Source organism: Paenibacillus suaedae (assembly GCF_032337355.1).
GTDB lineage: Bacteria > Bacillota > Bacilli > Paenibacillales > Paenibacillaceae > Paenibacillus_B > Paenibacillus_B suaedae.
Window position 1 is genome coordinate 1 of the sequence record NZ_JAVYAA010000006.1, and the last position, 25976, is coordinate 25976.

The 25976-nt window shown below is 44.9% G+C and carries 25 protein-coding genes and 1 riboswitch; of the genes, 2 read left to right on the plus strand and 23 right to left on the minus strand.

Annotation, left to right across the window (positions count from 1 at the left end):
• Positions 1–399 precede the first annotated feature (399 nt).
• The 20 genes from RQP50_RS21320 to RQP50_RS21415 form a co-directional block, all read right to left on the minus strand.
• Complete coding sequence (locus tag RQP50_RS21320) at positions 400–2391, minus strand: S9 family peptidase (RefSeq protein WP_315746680.1); 1992 nt, start codon at positions 2389–2391, stop codon at positions 400–402.
• A gap of 133 nt (positions 2392–2524) precedes the next feature.
• Positions 2525–3685, minus strand: a complete 1161-nt coding sequence (locus RQP50_RS21325) for a DUF6348 family protein (protein WP_315746681.1) — start codon at positions 3683–3685, stop codon at positions 2525–2527.
• A gap of 149 nt (positions 3686–3834) precedes the next feature.
• Complete coding sequence (locus RQP50_RS21330) at positions 3835–4743, minus strand: ABC transporter ATP-binding protein (RefSeq protein ID WP_072732225.1); 909 nt, start codon at positions 4741–4743, stop codon at positions 3835–3837.
• On the minus strand, positions 4743–5396 hold the full coding sequence (locus RQP50_RS21335; RefSeq protein ID WP_315746682.1) for a hypothetical protein: 654 nt from the start codon (positions 5394–5396) through the stop codon (positions 4743–4745). Before RQP50_RS21335 ends, RQP50_RS21330 begins: the two co-directional genes overlap by 1 nt.
• 51 nt (positions 5397–5447) lie before the next feature.
• Positions 5448–5615: a hypothetical protein gene (locus RQP50_RS21340; protein WP_175560838.1), complete on the minus strand. Its 168-nt coding sequence runs from the start codon at positions 5613–5615 to the stop codon at positions 5448–5450.
• Positions 5603–6928: a hypothetical protein gene (locus tag RQP50_RS21345; protein ID WP_315746683.1), complete on the minus strand. Its 1326-nt coding sequence runs from the start codon at positions 6926–6928 to the stop codon at positions 5603–5605. The genes RQP50_RS21340 and RQP50_RS21345 overlap by 13 nt, the downstream gene beginning before the upstream one ends.
• Before the next feature lie 20 nt (positions 6929–6948).
• On the minus strand, positions 6949–7608 hold the full coding sequence (locus RQP50_RS21350; protein ID WP_315746684.1) for an ATP-binding cassette domain-containing protein: 660 nt from the start codon (positions 7606–7608) through the stop codon (positions 6949–6951).
• A gap of 223 nt (positions 7609–7831) precedes the next feature.
• Positions 7832–8035, minus strand: a complete 204-nt coding sequence (locus RQP50_RS21355; protein ID WP_065290921.1) for a hypothetical protein — start codon at positions 8033–8035, stop codon at positions 7832–7834.
• 143 nt (positions 8036–8178) lie between these two features.
• Positions 8179–8787, minus strand: a complete 609-nt coding sequence (locus tag RQP50_RS21360; RefSeq protein WP_072732229.1) for a helix-turn-helix transcriptional regulator — start codon at positions 8785–8787, stop codon at positions 8179–8181.
• A gap of 236 nt (positions 8788–9023) precedes the next feature.
• Complete coding sequence (gene fadH, locus RQP50_RS21365; RefSeq protein WP_021252412.1) at positions 9024–9827, minus strand: 2,4-dienoyl-CoA reductase; 804 nt, start codon at positions 9825–9827, stop codon at positions 9024–9026.
• Positions 9828–10023: 196 nt separating this feature from the next.
• On the minus strand, positions 10024–11082 hold the full coding sequence (locus RQP50_RS21370; RefSeq protein WP_315746685.1) for a right-handed parallel beta-helix repeat-containing protein: 1059 nt from the start codon (positions 11080–11082) through the stop codon (positions 10024–10026).
• A gap of 100 nt (positions 11083–11182) precedes the next feature.
• Entirely contained in the window at positions 11183–11731 is a 549-nt protein-coding gene (locus RQP50_RS21375; RefSeq protein WP_315746686.1) for a GNAT family N-acetyltransferase, read from the minus strand.
• Positions 11732–11925: 194 nt separating this feature from the next.
• The gene (locus RQP50_RS21380) at positions 11926–12357 is read right to left on the minus strand and encodes a GNAT family N-acetyltransferase (RefSeq protein ID WP_065290924.1); all 432 of its coding nucleotides are present in this window, start codon (positions 12355–12357) and stop codon (positions 11926–11928) included.
• Positions 12358–12516: 159 nt separating this feature from the next.
• On the minus strand, positions 12517–13296 hold the full coding sequence (fabG, locus tag RQP50_RS21385) for a 3-oxoacyl-ACP reductase FabG (RefSeq protein ID WP_028532735.1): 780 nt from the start codon (positions 13294–13296) through the stop codon (positions 12517–12519).
• A 149-nt stretch (positions 13297–13445) separates the two neighbouring features.
• Positions 13446–14582 (minus strand): FtsW/RodA/SpoVE family cell cycle protein, encoded by a 1137-nt coding sequence (locus tag RQP50_RS21390; RefSeq protein WP_315746687.1) that lies wholly within the window; start codon positions 14580–14582, stop codon positions 13446–13448.
• 4 nt (positions 14583–14586) lie between these two features.
• Complete coding sequence (ftsW, locus tag RQP50_RS21395; RefSeq protein ID WP_315746688.1) at positions 14587–15732, minus strand: putative lipid II flippase FtsW; 1146 nt, start codon at positions 15730–15732, stop codon at positions 14587–14589.
• Between the two features lie 38 nt (positions 15733–15770).
• On the minus strand, positions 15771–16757 hold the full coding sequence (locus RQP50_RS21400; protein WP_315746689.1) for an LCP family protein: 987 nt from the start codon (positions 16755–16757) through the stop codon (positions 15771–15773).
• Between the two features lie 3 nt (positions 16758–16760).
• Positions 16761–17315, minus strand: coding sequence for an FG-GAP repeat domain-containing protein (locus tag RQP50_RS21405; RefSeq protein WP_065290928.1), 555 nt, complete (start codon positions 17313–17315; stop codon positions 16761–16763).
• Positions 17316–17397: 82 nt separating this feature from the next.
• Positions 17398–18807, minus strand: a complete 1410-nt coding sequence (locus tag RQP50_RS21410) for a sensor histidine kinase (protein WP_315746690.1) — start codon at positions 18805–18807, stop codon at positions 17398–17400.
• Positions 18807–19538 (minus strand): response regulator transcription factor, encoded by a 732-nt coding sequence (locus RQP50_RS21415; protein ID WP_072732219.1) that lies wholly within the window; start codon positions 19536–19538, stop codon positions 18807–18809. Before RQP50_RS21415 ends, RQP50_RS21410 begins: the two co-directional genes overlap by 1 nt.
• 155 nt (positions 19539–19693) lie before the next feature.
• Positions 19694–19866, minus strand: a riboswitch (M-box (ykoK) riboswitch).
• Between the two features lie 358 nt (positions 19867–20224).
• On the opposite strand from RQP50_RS21415, the gene RQP50_RS21420 reads away from it, so the two are divergent.
• A complete protein-coding gene (locus RQP50_RS21420) occupies positions 20225–21574 on the plus strand; it encodes a lytic polysaccharide monooxygenase (protein WP_315746691.1) in 1350 nt (449 codons plus the stop codon).
• 63 nt (positions 21575–21637) lie between these two features.
• Here the strand turns inward: RQP50_RS21420 and RQP50_RS21425 are convergent, their stop codons facing one another.
• The 3 genes from RQP50_RS21425 to RQP50_RS21435 form a co-directional block, all read right to left on the minus strand.
• Entirely contained in the window at positions 21638–22300 is a 663-nt protein-coding gene (locus tag RQP50_RS21425) for a winged helix-turn-helix domain-containing protein (RefSeq protein WP_315746692.1), read from the minus strand.
• Between the two features lie 156 nt (positions 22301–22456).
• A complete protein-coding gene (locus tag RQP50_RS21430; RefSeq protein ID WP_315746693.1) occupies positions 22457–23392 on the minus strand; it encodes an aldo/keto reductase in 936 nt (311 codons plus the stop codon).
• Positions 23393–23436: 44 nt separating this feature from the next.
• On the minus strand, positions 23437–24597 hold the full coding sequence (locus RQP50_RS21435) for an MFS transporter (RefSeq protein ID WP_072732214.1): 1161 nt from the start codon (positions 24595–24597) through the stop codon (positions 23437–23439).
• A 259-nt stretch (positions 24598–24856) separates the two neighbouring features.
• Between RQP50_RS21435 and RQP50_RS21440 the strand changes: the two genes are divergently transcribed.
• Entirely contained in the window at positions 24857–25948 is a 1092-nt protein-coding gene (locus RQP50_RS21440; RefSeq protein ID WP_315746694.1) for a hypothetical protein, read from the plus strand.
• The last annotated feature ends 28 nt before the right edge of the window (positions 25949–25976 follow it).

Consider the following 25976-nt stretch of genomic DNA (forward strand, 5'->3'; position numbering starts at 1 on the left):
ATGCCCTTGCTACGATCCCCAAGTCACCGGCTACTACAAGTCTTCTTCCCTCACATTTACCATAGGGTGAAATCCTGCGAATTCATGAGTCTGAGTGAGGAAACTTAATCATTTTGAGGGAGCTTAATGAAGCAACGTCAGTCTAATACTTTATTTTCTTTCTTCACATACCGAATAAAAATGCACACTGACCCTACGGCAAACTGCAGTGTCATTCCAAAGAGGAATATTCATCTAAATTTATTAATTGAATCAGATATAAGTTGGCAATGTAGCTTAACATTTTAGTTGGAAAGGTTCATATAAAAAAGAACAGATGGAAAGCACATTCTTTCCAATCTGTTCTTATCCAATTCCTATTCGGATTTAATGATTGCTAGATGTCCATCGTTGGTAGACCTACACATATTGCTTCATCCAGCCAACAATTCGGTTCAGACGCTCTACACGAAGCTCTGGGTGCCCGTTGCGCGATAGATCATGATTCGCATCAGGGAACCGCACGAGCTGCGTAGTCTTGCCCAGGCGCTTCAAGGCTACATATAGCTGCTCAGCCTGCTCGATTGGACAGCGCAAATCCTGCTCTCCGTGCAAAATAAGGAGCGGTGTCTGCACATTGTCCACATAGGCGAGCGGTGAATGCTTCCAGAGCTTCTCCGGGTCTTCCCATGGCTGTGCACAGATCTGATACTCGGTAAAGAAATAACCGATATCGCTAACCCCATAGAATGAGAACCAGTTCGAGATCGAACGCTGTGTAACAGCTCCCTTGAAACGATTCGTATGGCCGACAACCCAGTTCGTCATGAATCCGCCATAGCTGCCGCCCGTAACGCCAAGTCTATCTTCATCGATGAAGTCGTAGCGGGCAATCGCCTGATCAACGGATTCCATAATGTCCTCGTAGTCCTTCCCGCCATAATCCCCACGGCAAGCATCCACGAACTTCTGGCCATGACCGAGGCTCCCGCGCGGATTCGAATAGAGAACCGCATAGCCTTGAGCGGCAAGCAGTTGGAACTCATGCATGAAGGAATTCGCATACATCGTATGCGGGCCGCCATGAATTTCAACAATTGTCGGTACCTTATCGCCTGCTGACATTGCTGGTGGCTTCATGATCCAAGCTTGCACCTTCCAACCATCGGTTGTCTGGAACCAGAACGATTCCGGCTGGCTTAGCGTCAGTTCCGCTAGTAAACGTTCGTTCGGGGCTTCAATCAGCTGTTCTTGCCCTGTGCCCAAATTCTTGATGAATAGCTCTCCGGGCTGCAGCCTATCAGCCGAAATGAATACAATCTGCTCTCCGTCCTTCGTGATCGTAAATTGAGTTATCTCCCGATCACCGACCGTTACATATTCACAGCTACCTTCTAACGAGATCCGTGCGAGCTGTACATTTCCTTCAGCTGAGACAAGCGAGTATACAGCAGAACCGTCTGATGTAAAGACGAGTGGCGAGGATCCAAGACCCTTCATATCGGTAACTGCTGCATTGCCTACGTACAGATCAAGGTCGGCAGTAACGCATTCAGGTGCTCCTCCTGCTGCTGGTACGGTGTATACCTTAAGCAGGGTGGCGTTCTCGTATTGTCGGTCATGTCCATAGAATGCAATCGATTGGCCGTCCGGCGAGAATGCAAGCTTCCCGATGACGAGACCAGATTCCGTTATACGGCGGCACACTCTATCCTCACAGTTTATGATATAAATGAATTGACTAAGAACCAGATCAGGGTCAACTTCTTTATCCTCAACACGATTCGTAGAAAAGGCCACTTCCTTCCCGTCTGGTGACCATACGGAATCATGGACATCATAATCTCCGGAAGTCAATTGAACGGATTGGCCTGTTTCGATATGATGAACAAATAAATGAGTGCGCTTGTCGTCCAGCAAGCCTCTTCCATCTGCCTTGCATCTTAACCGATCAACTACGATCACCTGCTTGGCTGACTTCTGACTGTCGTCCGCAAGCTGCTCCTTCTCTTCTTTCTTGGAAGAATCGATACTCGCTGTGTACAACAGTCGGGAACCATCCGGCGACCATGAGAATGCGCTTACTCCGAACTCCGCGCTTGTAATCGCCTCTGCTTCGCCGCCATCAGCTGCCATTGTCCAAATCTGCTGGTGCTTATCCTTCTTGCGAAGAAAGGCCAGCTTCTGGCCATCCGGCGACCAGACCGGAGCGCTATCCTGCTCTCCATGGGTAAATACCTTGCTCTTCGTTCCATCTGCTGACGAGATATGTATGCGAGAGCAATAACCGCTCTTCTCTTCATTGACCTGCTTCGCTACATAAGCAATCGTTCCGTCTGCAGGATTGACATCCGGATCAGACAACCAGACGAACTGGTACAAATCTTCTGCTGTGATGGTACGACGTTCCATTGCAACACCTCCCATGATTGATATACATAGTATGGCATTCTTTTCCGGAAAAAGACAAGTGCATTCGAGCTAACTTCCGCCAATTGCTCCCAATCTCGCAACAGGTTAATAAACTCGACGTGTCTCTCTTTCCTCAACTAAATCGATATTGCTCCGACATTCCGTAAGAAAGCGTCAAGACGCCGCCATCCTTCACCAAGTCCGCTCCCTGCTCCTTCGCTTGGCAAATTACGTTGTAAATAGAGCTGACACTTATATATTGCTTGTATATGTCATCATCAAATTCTCCTGTACGGAAGCCCTCAAACAATGCAGCAGAAATCATAAAATAGCTGGCAAATTGAGTCCGATACACACGGAAGGATTCATCTCCCCTATACAAAAGCATCTCTTCGTTGTAAGTAAGCATATCGAAAGCATGCTCTGCACAGATCTCAGGCAAAAAGGCGTATAGCTCTTGGGCTAAATCAGCATCCTGCAATCTCTCAGCCAATAAATCCGGGAAACTGTCGTACTTCTCCTGCGTATCGCACTCCATGAAGAGGCGTACCGCTGTATGCGTGGCATCCTCAATTTGCTCCGGCTGATATGGATACGGTGTATATGTGTCCTCCGACTGCTGTAAGAAAATAAACTGCTTCTGAGAAGCAAAGCCTTCCACCTGCCACTTACCAGCGATATCCGCTATTATCTGCCCCAATTCGGGACTCGGAATGTCATTAATGCGACACTCGCCAGTAATGTCGTCACCATGCTTTCCGGCATAAATTTTAATATAGCATAGCTTCTGATCGCCGATTCTCTTCGCGATTTCGTCCTTAAGCGTTTCCCAATATGGGGATTCTTCCATCTCAGGCGATGATTCTCCCAGGCCGACGATATTGCTCTTATACGCCTTCCAATGATGCACGGTATCTCCGTATGTCGTATGCAGCGTCTCAGGATTTCTGTCCTGCTCCATGGAGGCGATTCCTTCCATGAGTGAGAAGGCAAAGCCGCCTATTGCGGTTCCGAATGCATTTTTTAGATTACTGCCGATACCCGCCGTCGTTTCGAAAATATCGCGATCCCATTTCGGTGAACTTACTTGAAACTGTAGCATGACCGTCTGATCCGTCCACTTCGCCACATGAGGACGTATCGTAAGTTCCCATTTCGGGATGATGATACAGTCCCCTTCTATCATTTCCTCAGCCTCAAAAATTCCTCTCATCCCTTGATGAAGCAAAAAATGTGCGGGGTCATCAATCTTTTCTTCTTCCCAATCCAGCGCGATTTCTTGTTCTCTCGTCATCTTGTAGCTCCTCCCTATATGTCTGCTTGCTCATATGCTTTATCAAAGGATACCATATTTCAAGGGTTGCCGAGTGACACACCAAAAGAAAACAGCAGCATCACTGATGCTGCCTCTATCCGTTTCACCTGTTTAATTTTTTGCTGCAACTATTTTTCAAAGAAAATATCCTCTAGCGTAACTTGCTTCGGCTCCAATTTATAAAGACGCACTTTGTTGTCCACCAACGTTTGCACGATATCAGGGATGGCTTCCTCATCAGTGATTGTGCAAGTGATTTCCCTTTCTGAAACAGCGAGGTTCTCTGCGATATCGATGAGTTGCTTTTTTATATGTTCCCCCTGCTCGGAAGACAAAGGACTGATTTTGCATAATAATTCGATATGCTGCTGATATTCCTTTCTTAAGTCTTCCATCGTGCCGTATTTGGTAATGACGCCCTGTTCCATAATAGCGATTCTACTGCATAACATCTCCACTTCGTGGAGGTTATGTGAGGTTAAAAAAATCGTCTTACCTTGGATATGAAGGTTTCGAATAATTTGCTGAATATCGACTGCCGATTCGGGATCTAGTCCAGAAGTAGGTTCATCAAGGAAAATAAGTTCCGGGTCGCCGAGCAGCGCCTGCGCTATACCGAGCTTTTTTTTCATGCCAAACGAAAACCCTCTTACCTTGCTTTCTTCATGACCTCGCAGACCCACGATTCCCAAGAGTTCAACGAGATCATCTCGTTTCGATTTCATTCGTTTCAATTCAGAAAAATAAATCAGGTGCCCAAGTGCGGTCATGTCATAATAATAATTAGCTGCATCCGGCATAACGCCAATCTTGCTTTTGATTTCGTTAATCCGGGCATGATTCTCCCCCAGTATATGAATACTGCCTTCCGTCGGACGAACAATCCCGGTCAGCATATTGATAGTCGTTGACTTCCCCGCTCCGTTTTTGCCAAGAAATCCGAACAATTCCCCACGCTTTACTTCAAATGTAACTCCCTTAACGACATATGTATCTTTATATTTCTTTTTCAGACCGTGTACCTCGAGCGCATTCATTATAAGTCCTTCCTCCTGAAAATGAAAATGGACACATATACAAACAGGATGGAAATCACGGTCGGAAAATAGGATTTCCAGTTCGATTCAATGAGATAATAATAAGGAGTTGCATATTTAATGAGCTGAGATGCTTGATTTTCCGTAAAAACGCTCCACATTCCAGCGGCTGGTAACAGTAGTCCACACAGCAAGCTCCCGAAAATCGAATAACTACCTTTGGGAATGATTGTGGATAACAGCATATTCACACCGACGGCAAACGAAATAAACACGATTAGTCGAATATATTCTAAAATATAAAGCTTCCCGATACTTAGGAAAATGACTATGAATGAACAGGCCAGACATACTGCCCAGAACAATAAAATGCCGAGATATTTCCCGAAAACGATGGACGTCTTCGGTACTTTAGTCACGATAAATCGAATGGTTTGGCTCTCCACTTCCCGATTAATCGTATCGTGGGAAAGGGTTAAGACAAATAAAAAACCAAGCACCGTTACAAGGAAACGAATACCTGATACATAGGGATTTGATTCTTCTCCGAACATCAAACTCGGATTATTTTTCACGAAATTCGATATTGAGAAAGCAACGATACAAAACAATAGCACTATCGCAACGGATTTAAAGCTTTTAAATAACGTCAAAAATTCCCTCTTCGCAATTGCGTACATGCCGGTCAGGCCGCCCCCTTTTCTTTATTTGTCATGATGCTCAACCTGATCAGCGCCTTTCTTTTTTCTGTTCCCTGTGAACGCCATAACCAAGCCAACGATCATAATAACGACAAAAATATACTGATAAGGCGTGCTTGAGCGAAACACGATGTAACCAATAAGGCCGATAAGTATAATTAGATGCGCCATGTTATCTCCTCCCTTTTATTTCTTTTTCTGCTTGCCTGCCAGCCAAATGCAATAATGATGAACACGTCGATGATTATATGAAAGTTATAAATGATAACTAACGCTAACAGGCATAATGCACTGTATAACGCAACTAGTTTCAACCTATGTACTTTCGAAATAGGAGGACTTGCAATACGGAATCGGGTGCCGATCAAATAGCAGAAATTTAAGTAAAGAAGGCTTTTTGCCAATACAATGATTGAAATGTCTATAAGCATGTATCTGTAAATGAACCCGATTGATCCGAATAAACAGACAAACAGCAGCCCGCAGCTCTGCACGATCCTTCTTTCCACAAATATGGAAACCGGAAAAAAACGCAGCAGCGAGTGCTTTTCAAGCAGGAAATTCAATCGAATCTCACTGAAGAAGTAAATACTCATAATATAGGCCATTACCATGAAGTTTATCGAGCTGTTCGTGTCCTCTCGCAGCATATAGCTAAACGTAGAATATGCTACGGTCAATGATGCGATAAGAGCATACTTCGATAAAATTTGAATATTTCGTACGTAAGCCAATAATTGATATCCCATAAGCGATTTCCATTGCGAAGGCATGACATAGATGTGGGAGAGCTTAGACATTGAACGGCTTAACCGAATTACGGCAGCGGGGACAGACTTTTTTTGAGCTACTAGCAATTTGGACACAATGATGGGGCAAATGATGGCGGTCAACACAAATCCAGATATTATTATTATATCGAAATAATGGCTGAAAATCACCTGTATGTGATACTGAAGTTGTTTTGCATTGCTGACGAGTAAGCTGATAACCAGCAAAAGAACCGGAAACGCAAAATGATAAAGAAATTTTTCTTTATAAAATATGTAAACATACTCAATCATCTGAGCTATAAAGAGCATGATGAACAGCCTTGTAAACAAAATCAGCACGTCTACCCACGCAACCTGGCACAGAAGAAAAACAAGAATGAAAACTGCATATAACAGCATTTGATCAAGATTTAAAACTTTGCATACATAATTCATCCTAATAATAAGTGCTTTTCTTAGAGGTGTCGTCTTTAGAAACGAAAACAAGTGGCCCATGTTCCCTTTTTTCGGGTCTTCCATAAAAATTGCAATGACATGCAAAAAGAAAAGTATGGAAGGAATGGATTTCAAAACAAGCTCTGTATCTGTTACATACAATAAGGCTACGAACGCCAATCCCCCTGCAATTAGAGCGCTGATAATCGACAGCGCCCACGAAAACGAATACCCAAGTATTCTCGAATAAAGCTGCCGATATTCCTTCATTAACATAACGTCTCTGTCCTCACTCGCTATTTGGCTATCTGCATAATCTGATTGTTCTCTATCCGGTACACGACTGTAGATACTGATTCGAGCAAGTCTTGCAAATGAGTCGTAAATAATACAGACCTATTATTCCTAGCACGTTCTTGAAATAGACTGATCACGGCTTCCACTGAAGATTGATCAAGTCCCTCAAATATCTCATCACATATCAATAATGCAGGATCATATAATAAGGCGCCTAGAAGCAGGGCTTTCTTTTTCGTTCCAAAAGACAATTCCTTCATTAGCCGTTCAAGGTGGGATTCTATTCCTAGCCGTTTGGAAAGATCACGGGCATAATGCAGCGTTTCTTTTTCAGGCAACTGATAAACAGCTACTATGAATCGATAATATTCCAGGGGAGTCAGCAAGTCGCATAGGTCATGACCGTCAGACGGGATATAGGCGGAGTGCAGCCTAATCTGTTCACGATTGTTCAAATGGTGACCGGCAATCGTAACTTCTCCGTCATCGAACGGTTCATAACCTAATATGCATTTTAAAAATATGGTTTTCCCCATCCCATTCTTGCCGACGAGCGCGCAAATTTCTCCCGAGCGGATTTGAAGGTTTACGTTTTCGAATAACGATTGCTTTTGAAATGCCTTGGATAAATTAGAAACTTCTAAAGTAGAATGTGGCATATTTGAATTCTTCCCCAATATAATGTAATATGTGGTGACGGCAGCAAATATAGGTTATCGACAAATCAGATATCAATAACAGGCAAAAGGAAGCAACCGGCAAGTTATTCCTTTTGCGTCATACCCGCTTAGCATGTAATGATGAACAAGTATAGATGACGCCTCTTCTATTCTTGAACCGGGATGATAGGTTCATATCGTAGCGTGCTAAGCGTTTTCTTTATTACAGCCCCAAAATGCGTGCAATAGCTTCCAACACGGACTGGCCGAAACCGGACAAGTAGTTCACCAAAGCATCGTATCCGTTCATAATCGCCTCAACGATCGCCGATCCTGCAATGTACTCAATTGCTTTCTTCACCCAACTGCTGAGACCATTCCATCTGCTGATCAAATACCGAGCAATTCTTGAAATCAAAGCACCCATTCAAAATCCCTCCATTTTCATAGTTTCAACCTACATTTGCTGCCTACCTCAAATATAAGGGTTACTATCCCGAAATTGGAATTAGGTGGAAAACGAATTTTTTGCTTCGGTATCCCGCAACAGTCTCTTCGGTATTACGACTTTTACTGATGAATGTTTCTACTCTTCATCATCTCAATACATTCCCCTCTTGAACGGACGCCCAGCTTTTCATAGATTCGCCTCAAGTAATTCTCGACGGTTCTGGTACTTACAAAGAGCTGTTTTGCAATTTGCATATTCGTAAATTTGCGGAGGACAAAAGACAAGATACGTTGTTCATGTACGGTCAGCACTTTCATGCTGTCATTGGGGGAATATAGTTGGGTTATGCTGGAGATGGGGACAATCGTTTCCCCATGCATAACTGTACTTATCATTCTGGTAATCTGATTCTTTTTCGATTTCCTAGGAAGAATACCGCTTAAACCCAGCTCTGACATGTGATAAAATGAGATATGATCTGAAAGTACAACGATTTTCGATGTGGGTAGAGTTTTATTTATGATCGAAATGATGTCCAATTGATTATCGAATTCTTCCATAGCCACTAGCGCCACATCTATATTGACATTTGGCAATTGGTCAAATGCCGATTTGTCGGGATCCTCCAATAACATTGCCTCTGTAAGACTGACTCCTTCCACAATTTCTTTTAATGCAGATGCTTTTAAAGGGTGATCGCAAACAATTAACACTTTACAAACATCCACTATAATTGCAACCTCCTTATATTCCACGAATATCAACACAAATAGTACTATATTAGGAAAATATCTCCATAGATATGGTAGTCCACTATCCTTCTTCTGTCAACAATATCCCGCTGTACAATTTGTATCATTTCCGTTTTATCGTTTCCTGTCATGCATAATTAAAACGACTTCCTCATAAAGAAGTCGTTTTAATTATGTCCTCGTAATACTCATCATCAGAACGGTATGCTGTCTTACATTGCTCCAGTACGTTCCCACTGGTGAAGAAAGCCTTTATCCAGCCAGCTACCGCCGTCCACGGTAATCACGTCACCCGTAATGAAGGAAGAGTAGCGGGAGACCAAGAAAGCTGCGACAGAAGAAATTTCCTCTTTCGTCCCTAATCGCTTCAGTGCAACGTTATCAATTACCGCTTCCTTCATTTGCTCATTGGCCATCAGCTTCTCAATTCCGCCGGTTCCTTCAATCGGGCCTGGTGCGAGACAGTTGATGCGGATTCCGTATTTCCCCCATTCTGAAGCAAGCGTGCGCGACATGGCAATAACTCCAGCCTTCGCGGAAGCGGAATGCACGACTCCTGGACCTCCTGTCCAAGCATAACTGGCAACAATATTAAGAATCGCGCCTCCATTACCAGCCGCAATCATTTGTTTTCCAACAGCCTGACTGCAGTACCACGTTCCGTTAAGTACGATATTCTCCACTGCGTTCCAGCCATTCACGGTCAAATCCTCGGCCCTGCACACGAAATTGCCTGCCGCATTATTCACGAGAATGTCAATGCCGCCCCATGTCTGTACCGTTTCATGCACCATGGCTTGCACCGTTTCGGGATCACGTACATCGCACTCATATGCCTTTGCCTTTCCTCCATGCGATGTGATTTCTTCTACGACTGGACGCAATCGTTCCATGCTCCTACCACAAATCATGACTGAAGCTCCAAGACGAGCAAAGTAGAATGCCATATCCTTCCCCATCCCGGATGATCCTCCCGTAATTATAGCCACTTTACCCTGCAAAAGATCTTGCTCCATTTCTGCGTTCCCCCTTATTTGCTTCATCACACACAGGTTTCTGCTTCCATTCTGAGCAGATCGGAAATGAGGCATCACACTAGGGAGTTCGCAATCTTATCCGATCGTCACCTTGTTGATATTATGCAAGCGAATACAATACATAATTTTACATTTACCATACCACACGTATTTATATCTGTAAACGCTCTCCTACTTATTTCATTTGAACATCGGTTACATGTACAGTTATATTGCCTCTATACATATTCCCAGCGGGGGATCGAACCGTATTGGCTGCTTGAGCACTTGAATGATTATATGCAGCAATGACGTAGGCATCTGCATTATCCATGTACACAGTGTTATTCATGAATTGATTGTTGATTCCCCATCCGGTTACAACCTCATGGAGCTGGAAAGCATCTACGATCACATTGTTGTTGCCCTGATACCCCACATTATTGCGTATGATGGCATCATTGCCCTTCACATCGATAAAGCTGTCCGCATAGTTCGCCCCACTGATTCCCTCGCCGTAAAATGTGCAATTTTCCACAATAGTTCCGATTGTTCTTTCCTTAATATCAACATGTTCAGCAGTGACATGAGGGCCGAATCCAACATTGCGTATGGTGTTGTAGTGCGTCGCTTGATTGTAGCCAGCCCCTTCAGCAGAACCCACGTATACACCTTCCCCATATCCAGGAGACGTTCTTCCTGTGTGATGGATGCTTGAGTTCTGTATCGTGTTGTATGAGCTGCCATCTCGGAAATGCACACCCTCCATGCCTGTATTGTACACTTCTACATCGCTGATGAGCGAATAATTGGAATGATCCAGGATGATACCCTTCTGTGCATTCGTAAATTTGAGATTGCGTATCTCCCAATAATCGCCTCGTACCCGCAGGGCATATCCCGATGAGGTTGAAGTTCCGGATAGTACAGCAGGATTGGTAGGGTCAGCACTGCGAATTACAATAGGCTGGCCAGATGATCCATTAATGTCTGAGGAAAAACTGCCCGTATATGTTCCCGGCGCAAGCACGATAGAGCTCCCTGGACTAACACTCTTCAATGCCTTGGATAAACAGGATGCCGTATTGCAAGTTATCTCCTTCACATCAATTCTGATGCTTGCTGATAATGGTTCCCCGGCACTACTGCTCCAAGCTAAAGCTTGGGTTGGTACTGAGCTAATTACTAGTAACAAGATCAGGCCGTACATCCATCCTCGTTGTGATCGCAACGTACACGGATCAGCTATTCGCATCCCCATTCCTCCTCATCGTTTTGATACTTAAATATACTTTTCTGACAGAGGGTTCATACGATACAATTTACAATTGCAGCAGTTATAGCTATCGTGGATGTTATTCAGCTGAAAATCGTGCCATTACGATCGTGTTATAATAATGACCGTCTGATAAGAGCTTATCCTTTTTTAAAATTCCTTCTACCTCAAAGCCAAGCTTTTTGTAAAGGCGAATCGCACTTTCATTCGTTTCCACCACATTCAACGTAATTTTCTTAATCCCGTTGGCTTCTGCCCATGCAATCGACTGCTGCATTAGGTTTTTGCCAATGCCGTATCCCCAATATTCTTTCAATACACATACTCCAAATTCAACTTTATGTGAGAATCGTTTCAAATAAGTTCCCGCGCATCTCGAAAATCCGACGATTCGATTCTGTATAACAGCAACGAGAAACAAATTTCTTGAGCTCTCGGAGTCCGATTTGATTATCTGTTCGAATCCGCTGACATCGATGAAGGCCTCTCCTTGTTCGCGATCCATATTTTCGGTCTCTCCGTCAATTTGCATTCTTACTATAGATAACGCTGTCGCGTCGCTGTTCACCGCAGATCGAATCGTATAACTAAGACCGTTAACGTTGAATTCTCTATCATCTATTATCATTTCATATAATCCTCCTTGAAACCAGGTTACCGGAAAGCTAGAACCAAGCATACTTTCTAAACAAAACAAACAAGGATGAGTCTTTAAGCTAGGGAAATGACCCTTTCTGGACTCATCCTTTTATAAAATCTATTTCCTATCGCTTCTTAAATGGAGTACGTGCGTATTCTCCGCCAAATGATTACCTCGTCATACTATTTTGACAGCTTCAAATGCAAGATCGGATAAGGGCGTCCGCTACTATCCGTTTGCGATTCGTCTACGATCGAGAATCCATTTTTCAGATAATACATTTTTGCACGCTCATTATCTGTATTGACATCAACTGAATTCACCCCAAACTCCTTGATAAGCAATTGAATGATTTGTGTTCCGTACCCTTTTCCGATCTCGTCGGGATCTAAAAACAACATCTCCAAATGGTTCTCATTGGTACCCGAAAAGCCGACGAAAGAGCCTTCAACAAACCAAAGACGCACATCAAGATGAGGAAAATACAAAGGGATTTCTTTACGAATTTCCAGCTTATCTTCAAGTTTCAAAAAATGATGGGTAGCGGTTACGGATCTATCCCACAAATTCAAAATGAGCTCATGATCATTTACTGTCGCTTTTCTGTTTTTCATAATAACAATCCTCCTATTTTTTCATCACGCTCCTTTCCACGATTTATTAATGATCTTAATTACACTGCTCCAACCCATGTACGACATCATCATATTCTCCCTTTGCCGTTCTAATCGGTTATTACAAATGAACCTGCCTGTTTTCAATCATTTTATGTATCAGTTCTGCCCCATCGCTTCCAGACTCTCTGGAAGAAGCTGACCGCCATCAACGATGATAGTTTGACCCGTAATATAACCTGCCTCCCTCGAAGCCAAAAAAAGAGCGGCGTAGGCGATATCTTCGACGCTTCCAAGCCGCTTGAGCGGAACGGAAGCTGTCATCGTGTTCAGATAATGATCCCCAAGACCTTCCAAGCCTTCCGTCATGATGTTACCGGGCATGACGGCGTTGATTGTGATATTGTAACGCGCAAGCTCGAGCGCCGCACTGCGCATGAATCCAAGCTGAGCGGCTTTGCTCGCACCGTAGTGCGACCATCCGACATAACCGGTAGCCGGACCCGTAATGGAAGAGGTAACAATAATCCGGCCATACTCCGCTTTCTTCAAAAAAGGCAGGCAGGCTTGAAGGGAAAACAGCGTCCCGCGTGCATTCGTGTTCATCACCTGATCCCAATGCTCTCCTGTCATCTCCTCAATCGTTGCATTCGGAAAAATACCGGCATTGGCACAAAGCACGTCAATCCCCCCGAAAGTACTTGCCGTTTCGCTCGCAACGCTCTTCATCGATTCCAAATCGGCGACATTGCCTTCGAAGGCATGAGCAACGCCTCCGTTCTCTCGGATTTCAGTTGCGGTTTCCTCCGCTTTCGTCAGGCTGCGTGCGACAACTGCGACTTTCGCACCCTTTGCGGCGAATGTTCTCGCAATTCCTTTACCGATTCCTTTGCTTGCTCCAGTCACAACGACCGTCTTATCCTTCAGTGGCGTCAGCATGTAAAAGCGCTCCTATCCCCTGTAATATGTGCTACAATATCCCAGTACTTAGATTCCTTATTATCGTACTACATATCCAAATGTGGAGGCAACTTGAGTTATAAACGCTTGATCGCTCATAAAATCCTCTGAAGTTTGAGCCCTGCTTCTTATGCAGTAATTTGCAGAGGGATGGTATCCCGATGAACATGTACACTCATGACCAAGCCAATCGTAAGCATGTTCGTAAGCAAGGAGCTTCCTCCGTAACTAATGAACGGCAATGATAGCCCGGTTAGAGGGACAAGTCCGATGTGCATGCCTATATTCACGAACACCTGGAAGACGATCATGCCTACTAAGCCAATTACGAGATACCCCCCCGCCAGGTTCATGCTCATATTTGCAATGAGGACAATTCGATAGATAAGCATGAAGTACAGCAGAAGCAAGATGGAAGACCCGATAAACCCGTACTTTTCCCCAATAACAACATAGATGGAATCCGAATACGCATACGGAATGAAGCCCCGATCCATGTAAAATCCTTCACTTCCGCTTAGTCCGCCTGTCCCTATGGCGCTCATTGCATTTTTCACATGCCATGACTTATCAGGGTCGCTGGTTGGATCAAGAAAGGTCTGAATCCTCGACATCTGATGCGGCTTTACAAGTTTGGCCAGTAAATCATGATCCACGAAATAGAGCCAGCAGATCGTTCCAACCGCAATTGCGATCACGGAGAGGCAAATGATCATGTACATCGCCTTCACATTTCCCATCCACAGCATACTTATCATCACGGCGATAAATACGAGTGCGGTGCCTAAGTCCGGCTGCTTCATGATGATTACTGTGGGCAAGAGAAATACTGCGGCAAGTGGCAGGATGTCCTGTACGAAGCGAAGCTGATCCCCTCCCCGCTTCTGCAGCAGATGAGCCGCCAGCAATACTGTAGCAATCTTCATCATCTCTGACGGTTGCAGTTGGAAGCTTCCAATACTAACCCAGCGAACTGCTCCATTAATATTCTCCCCCTTGAACATGACGAGCAAGAGCAGCACAATACCCAATCCATACCATACATAGGATAGCTTCCCAACTAATATATTGTAGTCAATTGTTGCTAGAATCAGCATCGGGACACAGAATACGCCGAACAAGATGAGATTGTTAATATGAATGCCATGCAGTTTCGTATTTATCGTTGCCTCATAGACGGCTAACGTACCAATAGCTACTAGACATCCGACGATAACGAGAGTCAGCTTGTCAACCTTACTAAGTTTACGCAAAAATATGATCATAGGTCTATTCCTTTTGAATTCCTTTCCGACCGCTGCCTTGCAGCTGCTGTCTTCGATAATTATCACGAGAAATGCTAAGAATAATGCCCGTACTTGCCATACATAGAATTAAGGAGGAGCCTCCATAACTGACAAAGGGAAGCGGAACTCCAGTAATGGGAAGTAGACCGGTCACTGCTCCTAAGTTAAGCATGAACTGAATAAAGATCATACTGACGATTCCGGTACCTAGCATAATCGCAAATGGATCATCACTACTCAGCGCAGACATGAATCCTCTTACAACTAGGACAAAGAAAACGAATACAACCAGACATGAGCCAAGAAAGCCGAATTCTTCTCCGATGACCGCAAATATAAAATCCGTATGCGCTTCAGGTAGATAGAACAGCTTCTGAATTCCATGACCAAATCCGGTTCCTGTTACACCACCATGTGCCAATGCATAGATGGATTGAATCAGTTGATAGCCTGAACCCTGTTGGTCATCATACGGATTTATAAATGAAGCAATCCGTTGCAAGCGATAGCTCTGACTGAATGCCAAGAAGATGAGGACAGGGAGAGCAGCAAGAAATAAAACTGCTAGTTGACGCAAATGCACACCGCCAACAATCATGACGGTAAGGCAGATGAAGAGCAGCATAAGAACTGCCCCGAAATCAGGCTGCTTCATAATGAGCAAGGAAATGAAGCTGACGACAATGAGAATAGGCAGCAGGCCTTTCTTAAAGCTTCGAATGCGTTCTCCCTTGTTACTGATAAGTGATGATATGTACATAATGAGGGCAAGCTTCGTAAATTCCACGGGTTGAAACTGAAATCCGCCCACAACAATCCATCTTCTCGCCCCATTCATACTGCTTCCGGCTGCCATTACGACAATCAGCATCACTACTGTTAGCAGCAGGAGATAGGGTGCCGTCTTCTTCCAGACTCGTATTGGAATATTCATCATCACGAACATACCAAGGAGTCCAATGCAAGCGAACTTGACCTGTCTCGACGTGTAATACCATGGATCCTCATGCTTCAAGCTGCTTAACGCGGAACTAGCACTGAAGATCATAGCCGTTCCAAAACATGCGAGCAGCACGACCGAAAGAAGTAAGAGGAAATCAGGTCGGCCTCTTGTGATTGTAGGTTCCATCTCGTATGCCTCCGTTCTTGCACGGGAGAGAATGCAAACTAATGCTTAGATTTAGGCTCCATCAATTGTTCAGCTGTAATTGCAGGATCAAGCCAGTTCGAAATGAGTTCACGCGCATACGCAAGATCCTTCTCGTCCAACTTGTAATACCATATATCATGCATCATCATACCTTCCCCATCTAATGCATAGGTACTGAATTGTGGAATGCTTTCCTTCATGAAAATGGACTTGGCTAAGTCAATCAGATCAGTAGGGGCAATATCTGTTGAGAAGTGATCGCCAGCGAAATCGAGTATTTCTGGAATATGGCTAAATTTATCAAGCTGTACCGCCCGTTCTGCAACCGCCTGCAAAAAGATCCGATTGCGCATCATGCGATTCATATCGGAATCCTCGCGGTAGCGTACAAAGTTGAGCGCCTCAAGTCCGTTATAGATTGGCTTGTTCGCTTCAATTCTGAATTTGTCATGATTCCAGTTTTTATTTACGATATCCTCTGTTATCGGTAACTTAATTCCACCTAACGCATCCACGACGTTCTTGAATCCGGTGAAATTGATCGCTGCATAATGGGTAACGGGATGCTTAAGCAACTGCTCAACACTGTCGATGCTCATCTTCGCCCCGCCAAATGCATAAGCGTGGGCGATTTTGTCTTGCTTGTTCCTGCCTACAATCTCGGTGTAGCTATCGCGTGGAACGGATAATAATAAGATCCGATTTTCCTTACGCCTCACGATGGAGTAGATCATGGAATCGGATCGTCCTACTTCCTTATCCCGCTGATCGATGCCGAGAAGCAGAACCGAAAATGGCTCGTCATGCACTAATGGGTCTTTGATCGTTATCGGCTTATATGTCTCCTCCAGCTTCTTCTCCACCTGATTCGAGAGGAACATGTCAAAAGTCAGGAGGGCAAGTTCCTTGCGCAGTACATATCCCACTGTCATAACGAGCACGAATGACAGCGAGATTACGATCCACTTTTTCTTGATTTTCATAACTGCTCCTTTCTCTTTCATTCCCTACTTCTCTTGAGACTTCCCAGAATGATCCTCTTCATGGATATCAATTAGCCCGCTGTATGTTTTTTTGTCCCATAGTTTTACATCTTTATCTCTCCAGGTGTACACATCCAGTCCATTTTCTCCGCCACCCATTGTCCAACCCAAAATGATTTCCGGCAAGCCGTCCTTGTTGACGTCGGCCATACCTGCATAATCCAGTCCGTATCCATAGCCCTTCGTATTCCAGACAATGTTCCACTGCTTATTCTCATATCTGAGTAAGGCTGCTTTACGCAATTTCTCATTACGCACATTCTCTTCGTATACGATGATTGCTTCATCGTGGCCATCCCCATCAAAGTCGCCGTACGATATTCCTGTATTCCCTCCCCCATGCTTCGGGATTAATAATCGGGAACCGTCTGGTAATGCTCGGCGAACAGCAGCTTCATGGATATGACTGGCGGGTATCGGTGACTGAATGAGGTCGATTGGCGCTGCCGGAACACCACAGCCAACTGTCCAGATAAGAACACCCCAAATCAATACCTGCCGCACAATCTGTTTTTTCATTTGCTCACGCCCACTTTCCTTGCCTGTCCGTATTCCATGTACTAGTGTATATTTTCAATGCTATGAAAGGGTTATGAAATCGTTAAATTTCTCTGCCAATCTCGTGATGAATAGGAAGATAGATTCGAACTTCGGTACCAATGCCCTGCTCACTCTCCATCTCAATTCTGCCTTGATGTAGACGAATAATCTCTTCACTAATAGACAATCCCAGACCGCTACCCGTCGGACTATTCTTCCCTTTGTAAAATTTCTTCATGACCATGCCCAGTTCATGCTCTTGAATACCGGAGCCTGTGTCTCTGACACAAATCATGACTTCATGTTCAAAGGCACGCGCATTCAAATCAATCTCTCCCTGTTCGTTCGTAAATTTAAACGCGTTATCTAATAGGTTAATGAGTACTTGTCTCAGACGATTCTCGTCAGCAAAGATTATAGGGAACATAGGATCTGAATGAATATGAAGCTTGATTCCTAAGCGGGCAGCTCTCGGTGAGAGCAATATACCAATCTGTTGGACTAGACGTGGTACATCGACAAGGCTGAATGCTAATTCCAGCCTGCCGGCATCCAGCTTAGAGAAATCCAATAATTCATCTACCAATTGGGATAGGCGATCGGTCTCGGATTCAATAATATCCAGTCCTTCCGTTACCAAATCATCTTCACGTGTTCCACCTGCTTTCAACGTGACAGCCCATCCCTTAATATTCGTTAACGGGGTTCGAATCTCGTGCGAGACAGAGGAGATAAATTCATTCTTGAGCTGCTCATTGCGGCTAATTCGGGAAGCCATTGCATTCATCGTGTCAGCTAGTGTGCCTAATTCATCCCGATACACCTTTTTGGCGCGGATAGAGAAATTGCCATCTGCCATGACTTCCGCTGCTTTTTTTAATTCGCGGATGGGCCCCGTAATGGTTCGAGATAAAAAGATACTAAGCATAGCTACAATGGCAACAACAAGTACTCCTGCCAATATGAACAAGATGGAAATATAGCGGACAGCATCGATTGTACCGGTCAGTGAGCTGATAAAGCGGACAATTCCAACAGTCTTGCCTTCGGATTGAAGCGGATAGGATACCGAAACAATATGCTCGTTGGTGTCATCGTCAAAACCGCGCCAAGTGCCTACCTCTCCAGCAGCAGCTTGCTGTACATCGGTGTAGCGAATGATCTCTTTGCCTGCTTGCGTACCATATGAATCTTGAATGATGTGTCCAGCAGCATCCATGATCTGCACCTGAGCAGAAGTATGTTGAGAGAAAGCTCGTACGAGCTTCTCCGATTGTTCCGCTACTTCTTCCTCAGCAAAATATTGCTGGAAAAAGGCGGCTGAGATCTCCGCCTGATTAATGAGCGCTCGTTCTACATTGTAGTGATAATAATAGTTCACTGACGTAATCAAGATGACTTCTAAGATGCATACCGTTGTTAATATAACAGCTAAGTAGCTGCCTACTAATCTCTGCCGGATACCTATCATTATTCGCCTCTCTTCCAGCGGTAGCCCATCCCCCATACCGTCTCAATTCGTCTCGGATTCGAGCTGTCATCCTCAATCTTCTCTCGCAGCTTGCGAACGTGGACATCGACTGTCTTCGGGTCACCGACAAAATCCTCTCCCCAAGCTAAATTCAATAATTCATCGCGCGATAATGCCTTGTCGGGATGTTCAAGAAATGCCTTAATCATGCCATACTCCTTCGGAGTCATCTCGATCTTCATCCCGTGTTTACATACTTTATTCGCATCCTTATCTAGGGTAATTGGCCCTGACTCAATTATTCTACTGGATACATGTGAGGACTGATTTGAGCGCCGCAATACTGTGTTGATTCTTGCGACAAGTTCCAGCGGGTTGAACGGCTTCACGATATAATCATCTGCACCGAGCTCTAACCCTTTAATTTTGTCGAAATCCTGCCCCTTCGCTGTCAGGAAGATGATGACCACTTCGGAATCCACATCTCTGATTTGCCGGCATATCTCGAAGCCTTCCATATCAGGCAGCATAATATCGAGAATGACAGCATCCGGTCGATTCGTTGTAAATTGCATTATTGCCTCACTGCCTATCGCAGCTTCTGCCACTTGAAAACCGTTCCGCTCCAGATTAATCGAAATAAAACGCCGTATATGATGGTCATCCTCCACCACGAGCACGTGATTGCGGACGGCTCCCTTTACTTCCATTGTGCTTTCCGATTTGTTCATCTCAGCTTATCCTCCTTAGGTAACGATATATGGACGTAATTGTTGATTGCTCTTGCGCGATAGTATGGTGCCAAACATAGCAAAAAGCCCTCCCTACCAAATGGGAGAGCTAGTATTGAGAATAGTTGCTGCAGCTGAGCACAATTCAAATAAGCTTCATTCCCCCTGGTACAGTTTTGGCACTATACAACGTAAAGAAGCTTGCCGCTTCTTAGCCACATTATGAAAAGCCTTAATCCGGCAATCCCTGTTCTACCCATTGGCATCTCTCGATGTTTCCGGGCAGTGGCCTGTATTCGTATAGGAGCCTCACCTAACGAGGACATATTCATCTTCCTGCATCTTACCTTCAATGTCCGAAACTGTCAATGAAGCGATCGGACAAGCTTCCATATTGGATGGATCTCGATTTAGAACAGCCAAAGAATGTGGCTGCACTTGATTCGAAGGGAGTTTCGATCACATATAAAAATTTTCTTTTCATCATCCTCATAGTTAAAGCGTATACATTTTTCTGTGTTCTGACAATGAGATCCTTTTTCATCCGGTATTGACTCATCATGAGTTTTTATACAATATTTTGCACTGGAAATATCCAATGCCATGAAAGAAGGTGTAACTTCGCCAATCTACAACACCACGAGTTAGCATTAATTGTAATTTTACGCTCAATTTGAAGGAGGAATATGATTTTGACAGTTACGTGTACGTGGAACGCAGGAATGCGCAAATGGTTGGTTGCAGGTGGAATCATGCTCGCGATGTTCGTTGTCACGCTCTTGTTCTCGGGGACTGTATTGGCGCACGGTTACATCGATTCTCCTAGCAGCCGAGCTGATCTGTGCGCGAAGAAGGTGAACAAGAACTGCGGATTTATCATTTATGAGCCGCAAAGCTTGGAAGCATATAAGGGGTTTCCAGCCGCAGGGCCGGCTGACGGCAAAATCGCCAGTGCTAACGGTGCATTTCCAGAGCTTGATCAACAATCGGCAACGCGCTGGAGCAAGGTGAACATTACCCCGGGAACGACTACGTTCCATTGGACGATTGAAGCTAACCACGCTACAACTAGCTGGAAATATTATATTACGAAGCAGGATTGGAATCCGAATGCGCCGCTTAGCCGCGCCTCCTTCGACTTGACTCCGTTCTGCAACGTGGATTATAAAGGCAAGCAGCCTCCGCATTCTTACTCCGACACGTGCAAGGTTCCAAGCCGGACGGGATACCAAGTAATCCTTGCCGTGTGGGAAATTGCAGACACCGCAAACGCGTTCTATAATGTCATCGATGTGGACTTCGGCGGCGGTTCCCCTGTCGATCCGACCCCGCCTACGGCACCATCGAATCTTGCCGTATCGAACGTTACGGCGTATACCGCCAAATTATCTTGGAATGCTTCCACCGACAACGTAGGCGTAACGGGGTATAACATTTATAAAGATTCCACACTCGTTGGATCAACGAATGGAAGCACTTTAGCATACGCGCTAACGGGACTAACGCCGAATACAACCTATTCGTATACGGTGCGGGCCGTTGATGCCGCAGGCAATGAATCCACTAATAGTAACGCCGTATCCTTCAAGACGTCAGCACCGCAGCCGGATACGGAGCCGCCAACTGCCCCATCCCAATTAACCGCTTCGAATATTACTGCTACGAGTGTGAAGCTGTCTTGGACAGCATCAACGGACAATGTGGGCGTGGCTGGATACCGTGTTTATAATGGCTCGAACTTGGTAGCTACCACAAATGGGGTGACGTATACGGTAACAGGGCTTACGGCGAATACCCCTTACACATTCACGGTCATTGCTTATGATGCTGCTGGCAATGTGTCGCCGAGCAGCAATGCTGTAAGCGTCACAACAGCGCCTGCCCCAACGGCCACACCGTGGGCAGCCAATACCTCCTATGCGGCTGGCGCGCTCGTAACTTATAACGGTAAAACCTATGCGGCGCTTGTTGCTCATACGTCTCTTGTAGGATGGGAGCCTCCAAATGTCCCTGCATTATGGTTATTGAAATCGTAAATCGCTGTCTGCCTCTGGGTAGCGTAGACGTAGACTGGAGCCCCTGACTCATCGGGGGCTTGTTTATTGTATGATTGATTCTATGCTTCTGAATTGGTGCAGTACATATCCTCTGCCTCTAAGGTGCTGTAGAATGGTCGGATGACTTGGGTCTGCTTCGATTTTTTCGCGAACTTTCTTGACGTAAATGTAGAGTACACCCTCGGAGGTATCCAACTGATCCGCAAGCTCCTGCGCTGATATTGGTTGTTCGTCTTGATGTACCAAATGATAGAGCAGCTTGAATTCCAGCGTCGATAAGACCTGTTCTTCTCCCTGCTTCTGTATGGAGTGATTTCCGATGTGAAATAGAGTGTGCTTATCACCCAGCATAACTGCTCCATCAATCTCTTTCGCTTGACTCCCATTGATCGGCTCCTCCACGATGTCTACACCCAGCATTCCAGATATGGATTGTTCCCACATCATGATCTTCTTCAAGGTATCCTTCTCATCTGGATTCACGATCATGATAGGCACCTTAGTCTCTGTCATCATGCGGGTGAAGCAAGTGTCATCCTCGATTTGATTCGAATCTAATAAGAATATGCTGCGGGGGGTTGCCTGGGCAATTGCTTCACGGAATCGGTGGCAGTCCTCAATATGATTCAGCTTCATTCTGTCGTCGAATAGATGTCTGACATAAGTAAAGAAAAATTGGTTGTTCGTATACACAGATAATTCCATATCGCTTCCCTCTCTTCGTCATTGCCTTGTTCGCATAGAAGCGTCCGGTTCTATTGTATATAGGGAGAGAAGCAATGTAAATTGTGAAGCCAATATTACAAATACAAGCCCTCCAACATGATTGGCAGGGCTTGTTCCTATATCTGTTATAATCCGTTATCCTTCGAGAATGAGTTGGATTTGATTCCATGTTGATGCAGGAAGCTGGATGCCGCTCGCCGCTGCATTGTCATGAATCTGTTCTACTCGCTTCCCGCCAGGAATGACCGCATCCACGCCTGGCTGCTGCAGCAGCCAAGCAAGTGCGAGATTCGGCAGCGCAAGCTGCTGTTCACTTGCGATTGCCTTCAATTTTTCTACGCGGGCAAGATGCTGCGTGAACACATCGGGCTGGAACAGTTCTAAGTCCTTTCGCCAATCTCCATCATCCAGTTTCATATCAGGTTGGTATTTCCCACCCAATATTCCAAACGCAAGAGGCCCATAAGGAATAAACGAAATATCATGCTCAAGACAGTACGGAATCAGTTCCTGTTCTGCTGAACGATCGAGCATATGATATGGGCTTTGCAATACATTGATTGCATTCGTTGCATTCGCTTCCTTCACTTGTTCAACCGTCGCATTGGAAATACCGATTGCACGAATCTTTCCCTCCTCCTTTAAACGAGTAAGTTCGCCGATTGATTCACTTAGCGGAATGCGCTCATCGATGAAGTGAATATAGTATAAATCGATATAATCCGTCTGAAGCCGCTTCATACTTGCTTCTACAGCATTTCTTAGATAGTCGGGATGATTATTTAACCGAATGCTGCCGTCGTCGAGTTTCTCGATTCCCCCCTTGGTTGCTAGTACAAGACTGTTTCGGCAGTCTTGAATAACTTCCCCAATCAATTGTTCCGAACGCCCAAAGCCATAGGCATCCGCTGTATCCAGTAACGTAATTCCCTGCTCAATGGCTTCTTGAACCGTTTGTTTCCCGATATCTTCATTTACATTGGCGTAGTTGTTATGCCCACCTACTGCATTTGTTCCGAATCCAATCTCCGATATTTGGATGGAAGTTTTCTTTAACGTAGTGTATTTCATTTAAATCTCTCCTTTTCTGAACTATCGTTTTGTCACGAATACAGTTAAGCTGCTTTTGTTACTTCTTTGACGACTGTATCTCTTCTCCAACCATAAAGGGCAACAATAATGGCAACGATCGTAAGCACTGTAGCCGCAATAGGCACTGCTGTGAGCCCGAACCCACTGTGGATGACCCAAGCACCTAGCGATGACCCGAGTGCGATGCCCAAATTAAAGGCGCTTATGTTCAATGATGATGCAAGATTAGGTGCTCCCTTCGCCTTCTCAATGATGCGCATCTGTAAGGCGGGTACATGACCGAACGAGGCCAGACCCCATAACAGAATGGTCAATACTGCCGCCCACTTCACATGGATGGTGAAATACAGCAGGCCCATCGTGAAGGCAGAGAATGCAAGTCCTCCAATTGCTGTTGGCATGATGCGGCGATTAGCAAGCTTGCCCGCCAACGTATTCCCTATTGTCAATCCGACTCCGTACAAGAGCAGAATTGGCGTGATTTGGTCGGATGAAAAGCCCGTGATCTCGGTTAACATCGGTGCAACATAGGTAAAGGCTGCAAAAATTCCGACAAAGCTCAGTATCGTCATTACGAGCGTGAGTTGAACTTGTGCACTCTTCAATACATGCAGTTCTTGCCGCAATTGGCTCTTCGCTTGAAATGTTATGCGAGGTACCCATAGAGCTACAGCAAGTGTGCCTAACAATCCAAGTGCACCAACAGACCAGAAAGACGCTCGCCAGCCCAATTGTTGGCCTACAAATGTTCCTAATGGGACGCCAACAATGTTCGCGACAGAAACCCCGGTGAAGATCATGGCAACTGCACTAGCTTGCTTCTGCACGGGCACTATCTTCGAGGCAACTACCGCACCCGCTCCAAAGAAGGTTCCATGAGCAAATGCTGCCACGAACCGTGCAGCCAGCAGAAATGCATAAGTAGGTGCCAGAGCACAGAGCACGTTCCCTATCACAAACAGCAGCATTAGTCCGAGCAATAGCCGTTTGCGCTCGACCCTGCCTGTAATCGCGGTTAAGAGTGGAGCTCCAATGGCCACACCAATCGCATAGCCAGTAACGAGTAATCCGGCGGCGCTAATGGATACATGCAAATCTTGTGACACCTCTGGAAGTATACCCATCGTAATAAATTCAGTGGTGCCGATCGCAAACGTGCACAGCATAAGCGCCAGCAGGGACATAGTTGAGTTCCTATCTTGTTGACTTCGAATAATGAATCCCTCCGTTTCAGATCGGGTTGTTTCTAGCCGTTAGGCAGCTAGTGAGCGGTTCGCTCTTGCACCTATAACGTTATCAATCTCGGCAGCATCTGTCCTGATTCAGACGTTAAGCTTCGCCTTAATTTTTGTTAAGATAAAGGATAGATATAAAAGTGGATATATGAGAGATATAGATATCATTCATCGTTTACAATCACATGAATACATGGAGGGTTGCTTGTTGGAAACCAAAGAAATTATACGAAATATCGAGGAAATCAGAAACTCCAAAGCACTATGGAAAGAGTTCGAATATGAGGATTCTGACGCAAACTATTGGAAACGATATGCGGCTGCGGTTGCGCTTCAGTATGATTGGAGAGAAGAAGACTATGATTTCATTCGATATTTGATGGAGAATGAAGTGGAAAGTCGTACTCATGACGCCTTCCAAGGATACGGGGATTCCTTGCTGCTCCTCTCTTATTTGCTGGCCAAATTCCGCAAGCTCGAAAATGTATGGACATTTGAGAAAGCAAAATCCGCTAATTTCGATACGTATTGCGGTTATTTTGACGAATTTATCTTCTCAGCTGGAGTGGAACAAACGTGTACATACATAGAGGAAGTTGGACTTACGGAGTCGAACAGCTACCTTTTTGAACGCAAGGATAAATTGAGAACCCTCTATACAGAGCAAGATATCGAATCATTTATGCAAAGAATGGCCCTATGGTTCCCAGACAGCATCGAGAAAGAATCTACAGATAGTCTGTTGTCTCGGGCAATTGATTTTAAGGATGATGAAGAGGCAGATCGATTGTTTGCCATTCTTGAACAGGACGCTGAAACTAGCATCACAACCTTATATTATCGTGCCAAAGAAATCGGTAATTATAAGAAGGCCATCTCTTATAAAGAAAAGGAACTAGATTCTATCAGTGATCCGAGGGATAAGACATCTGCACTCCTTGATATTACCAAACTGCATATCATGAATAACGACTGCGGTAAGGCTTATGAGACTGCACAATTATGGGAACAGCTCCTATCCCAATTTGATAGTTGGCAGGAAACCGGACTGGGGAGATCGATGTGTGAAGCCTGGTTTGATATCTGTCTTGGCTTGAGCAAAGAACAGAAAATGACGACTGCACTCCTCTGCTATGAAAATGGTAAGTGGATGGTCAGCCGCACGAACGCTTGTTACTTAAACCTATTAAAAAAGGCATACGCATGCAGTGAAGTGCTTCAAAAAAAGAAAGACATGCGTTTCTATAAAATGAAAATACAAAAGGAGAAAAAGAAGATAGACCGAATAAAGAGAAGATGATACGCCTATTTATTCTAATCCATCTAAA

Bases quoted from the DNA above. Each gene is read 5' to 3' on its own strand.
- RQP50_RS21325 (WP_315746681.1), bottom strand. From the start codon at position 3,685: ATGACGAGAGAACAAGAAATCGCGCTGGATTGGGAAGAAGAAAAGATT.
- RQP50_RS21425 (WP_315746692.1), bottom strand. From the start codon at position 22,300: ATGGAATTATCTGTGTATACGAACAACCAATTTTTCTTTACTTATGTC.
- RQP50_RS21400 (WP_315746689.1), bottom strand. From the start codon at position 16,757: ATGAAAGAGAAAGGAGCAGTTATGAAAATCAAGAAAAAGTGGATCGTA.
- RQP50_RS21355 (WP_065290921.1), bottom strand. From the start codon at position 8,035: ATGGGTGCTTTGATTTCAAGAATTGCTCGGTATTTGATCAGCAGATGG.
- RQP50_RS21435 (WP_072732214.1), bottom strand. From the start codon at position 24,597: ATGTCCCTGCTGGCGCTTATGCTGTGCACGTTTGCGATCGGCACCACT.
- RQP50_RS21405 (WP_065290928.1), bottom strand. From the start codon at position 17,315: ATGAAAAAACAGATTGTGCGGCAGGTATTGATTTGGGGTGTTCTTATC.
- fabG (WP_028532735.1), bottom strand. From the start codon at position 13,296: ATGCTGACGCCACTGAAGGATAAGACGGTCGTTGTGACTGGAGCAAGC.
- RQP50_RS21430 (WP_315746693.1), bottom strand. From the start codon at position 23,392: ATGAAATACACTACGTTAAAGAAAACTTCCATCCAAATATCGGAGATT.
- fadH (WP_021252412.1), bottom strand. From the start codon at position 9,827: ATGGAGCAAGATCTTTTGCAGGGTAAAGTGGCTATAATTACGGGAGGA.
- RQP50_RS21390 (WP_315746687.1), bottom strand. From the start codon at position 14,582: ATGATCATATTTTTGCGTAAACTTAGTAAGGTTGACAAGCTGACTCTC.
- RQP50_RS21375 (WP_315746686.1), bottom strand. From the start codon at position 11,731: ATGATAATAGATGATAGAGAATTCAACGTTAACGGTCTTAGTTATACG.
- RQP50_RS21380 (WP_065290924.1), bottom strand. From the start codon at position 12,357: ATGAAAAACAGAAAAGCGACAGTAAATGATCATGAGCTCATTTTGAAT.
- ftsW (WP_315746688.1), bottom strand. From the start codon at position 15,732: ATGGAACCTACAATCACAAGAGGCCGACCTGATTTCCTCTTACTTCTT.
- RQP50_RS21320 (WP_315746680.1), bottom strand. From the start codon at position 2,391: ATGGAACGTCGTACCATCACAGCAGAAGATTTGTACCAGTTCGTCTGG.
- RQP50_RS21410 (WP_315746690.1), bottom strand. From the start codon at position 18,807: ATGATAGGTATCCGGCAGAGATTAGTAGGCAGCTACTTAGCTGTTATA.
- RQP50_RS21420 (WP_315746691.1), top strand. From the start codon at position 20,225: ATGATTTTGACAGTTACGTGTACGTGGAACGCAGGAATGCGCAAATGG.
- RQP50_RS21350 (WP_315746684.1), bottom strand. From the start codon at position 7,608: ATGCCACATTCTACTTTAGAAGTTTCTAATTTATCCAAGGCATTTCAA.
- RQP50_RS21340 (WP_175560838.1), bottom strand. From the start codon at position 5,615: ATGGCGCATCTAATTATACTTATCGGCCTTATTGGTTACATCGTGTTT.
- RQP50_RS21370 (WP_315746685.1), bottom strand. From the start codon at position 11,082: ATGCGAATAGCTGATCCGTGTACGTTGCGATCACAACGAGGATGGATG.
- RQP50_RS21345 (WP_315746683.1), bottom strand. From the start codon at position 6,928: ATGTTAATGAAGGAATATCGGCAGCTTTATTCGAGAATACTTGGGTAT.
- RQP50_RS21330 (WP_072732225.1), bottom strand. From the start codon at position 4,743: ATGAATGCGCTCGAGGTACACGGTCTGAAAAAGAAATATAAAGATACA.
- RQP50_RS21415 (WP_072732219.1), bottom strand. From the start codon at position 19,538: ATGAACAAATCGGAAAGCACAATGGAAGTAAAGGGAGCCGTCCGCAAT.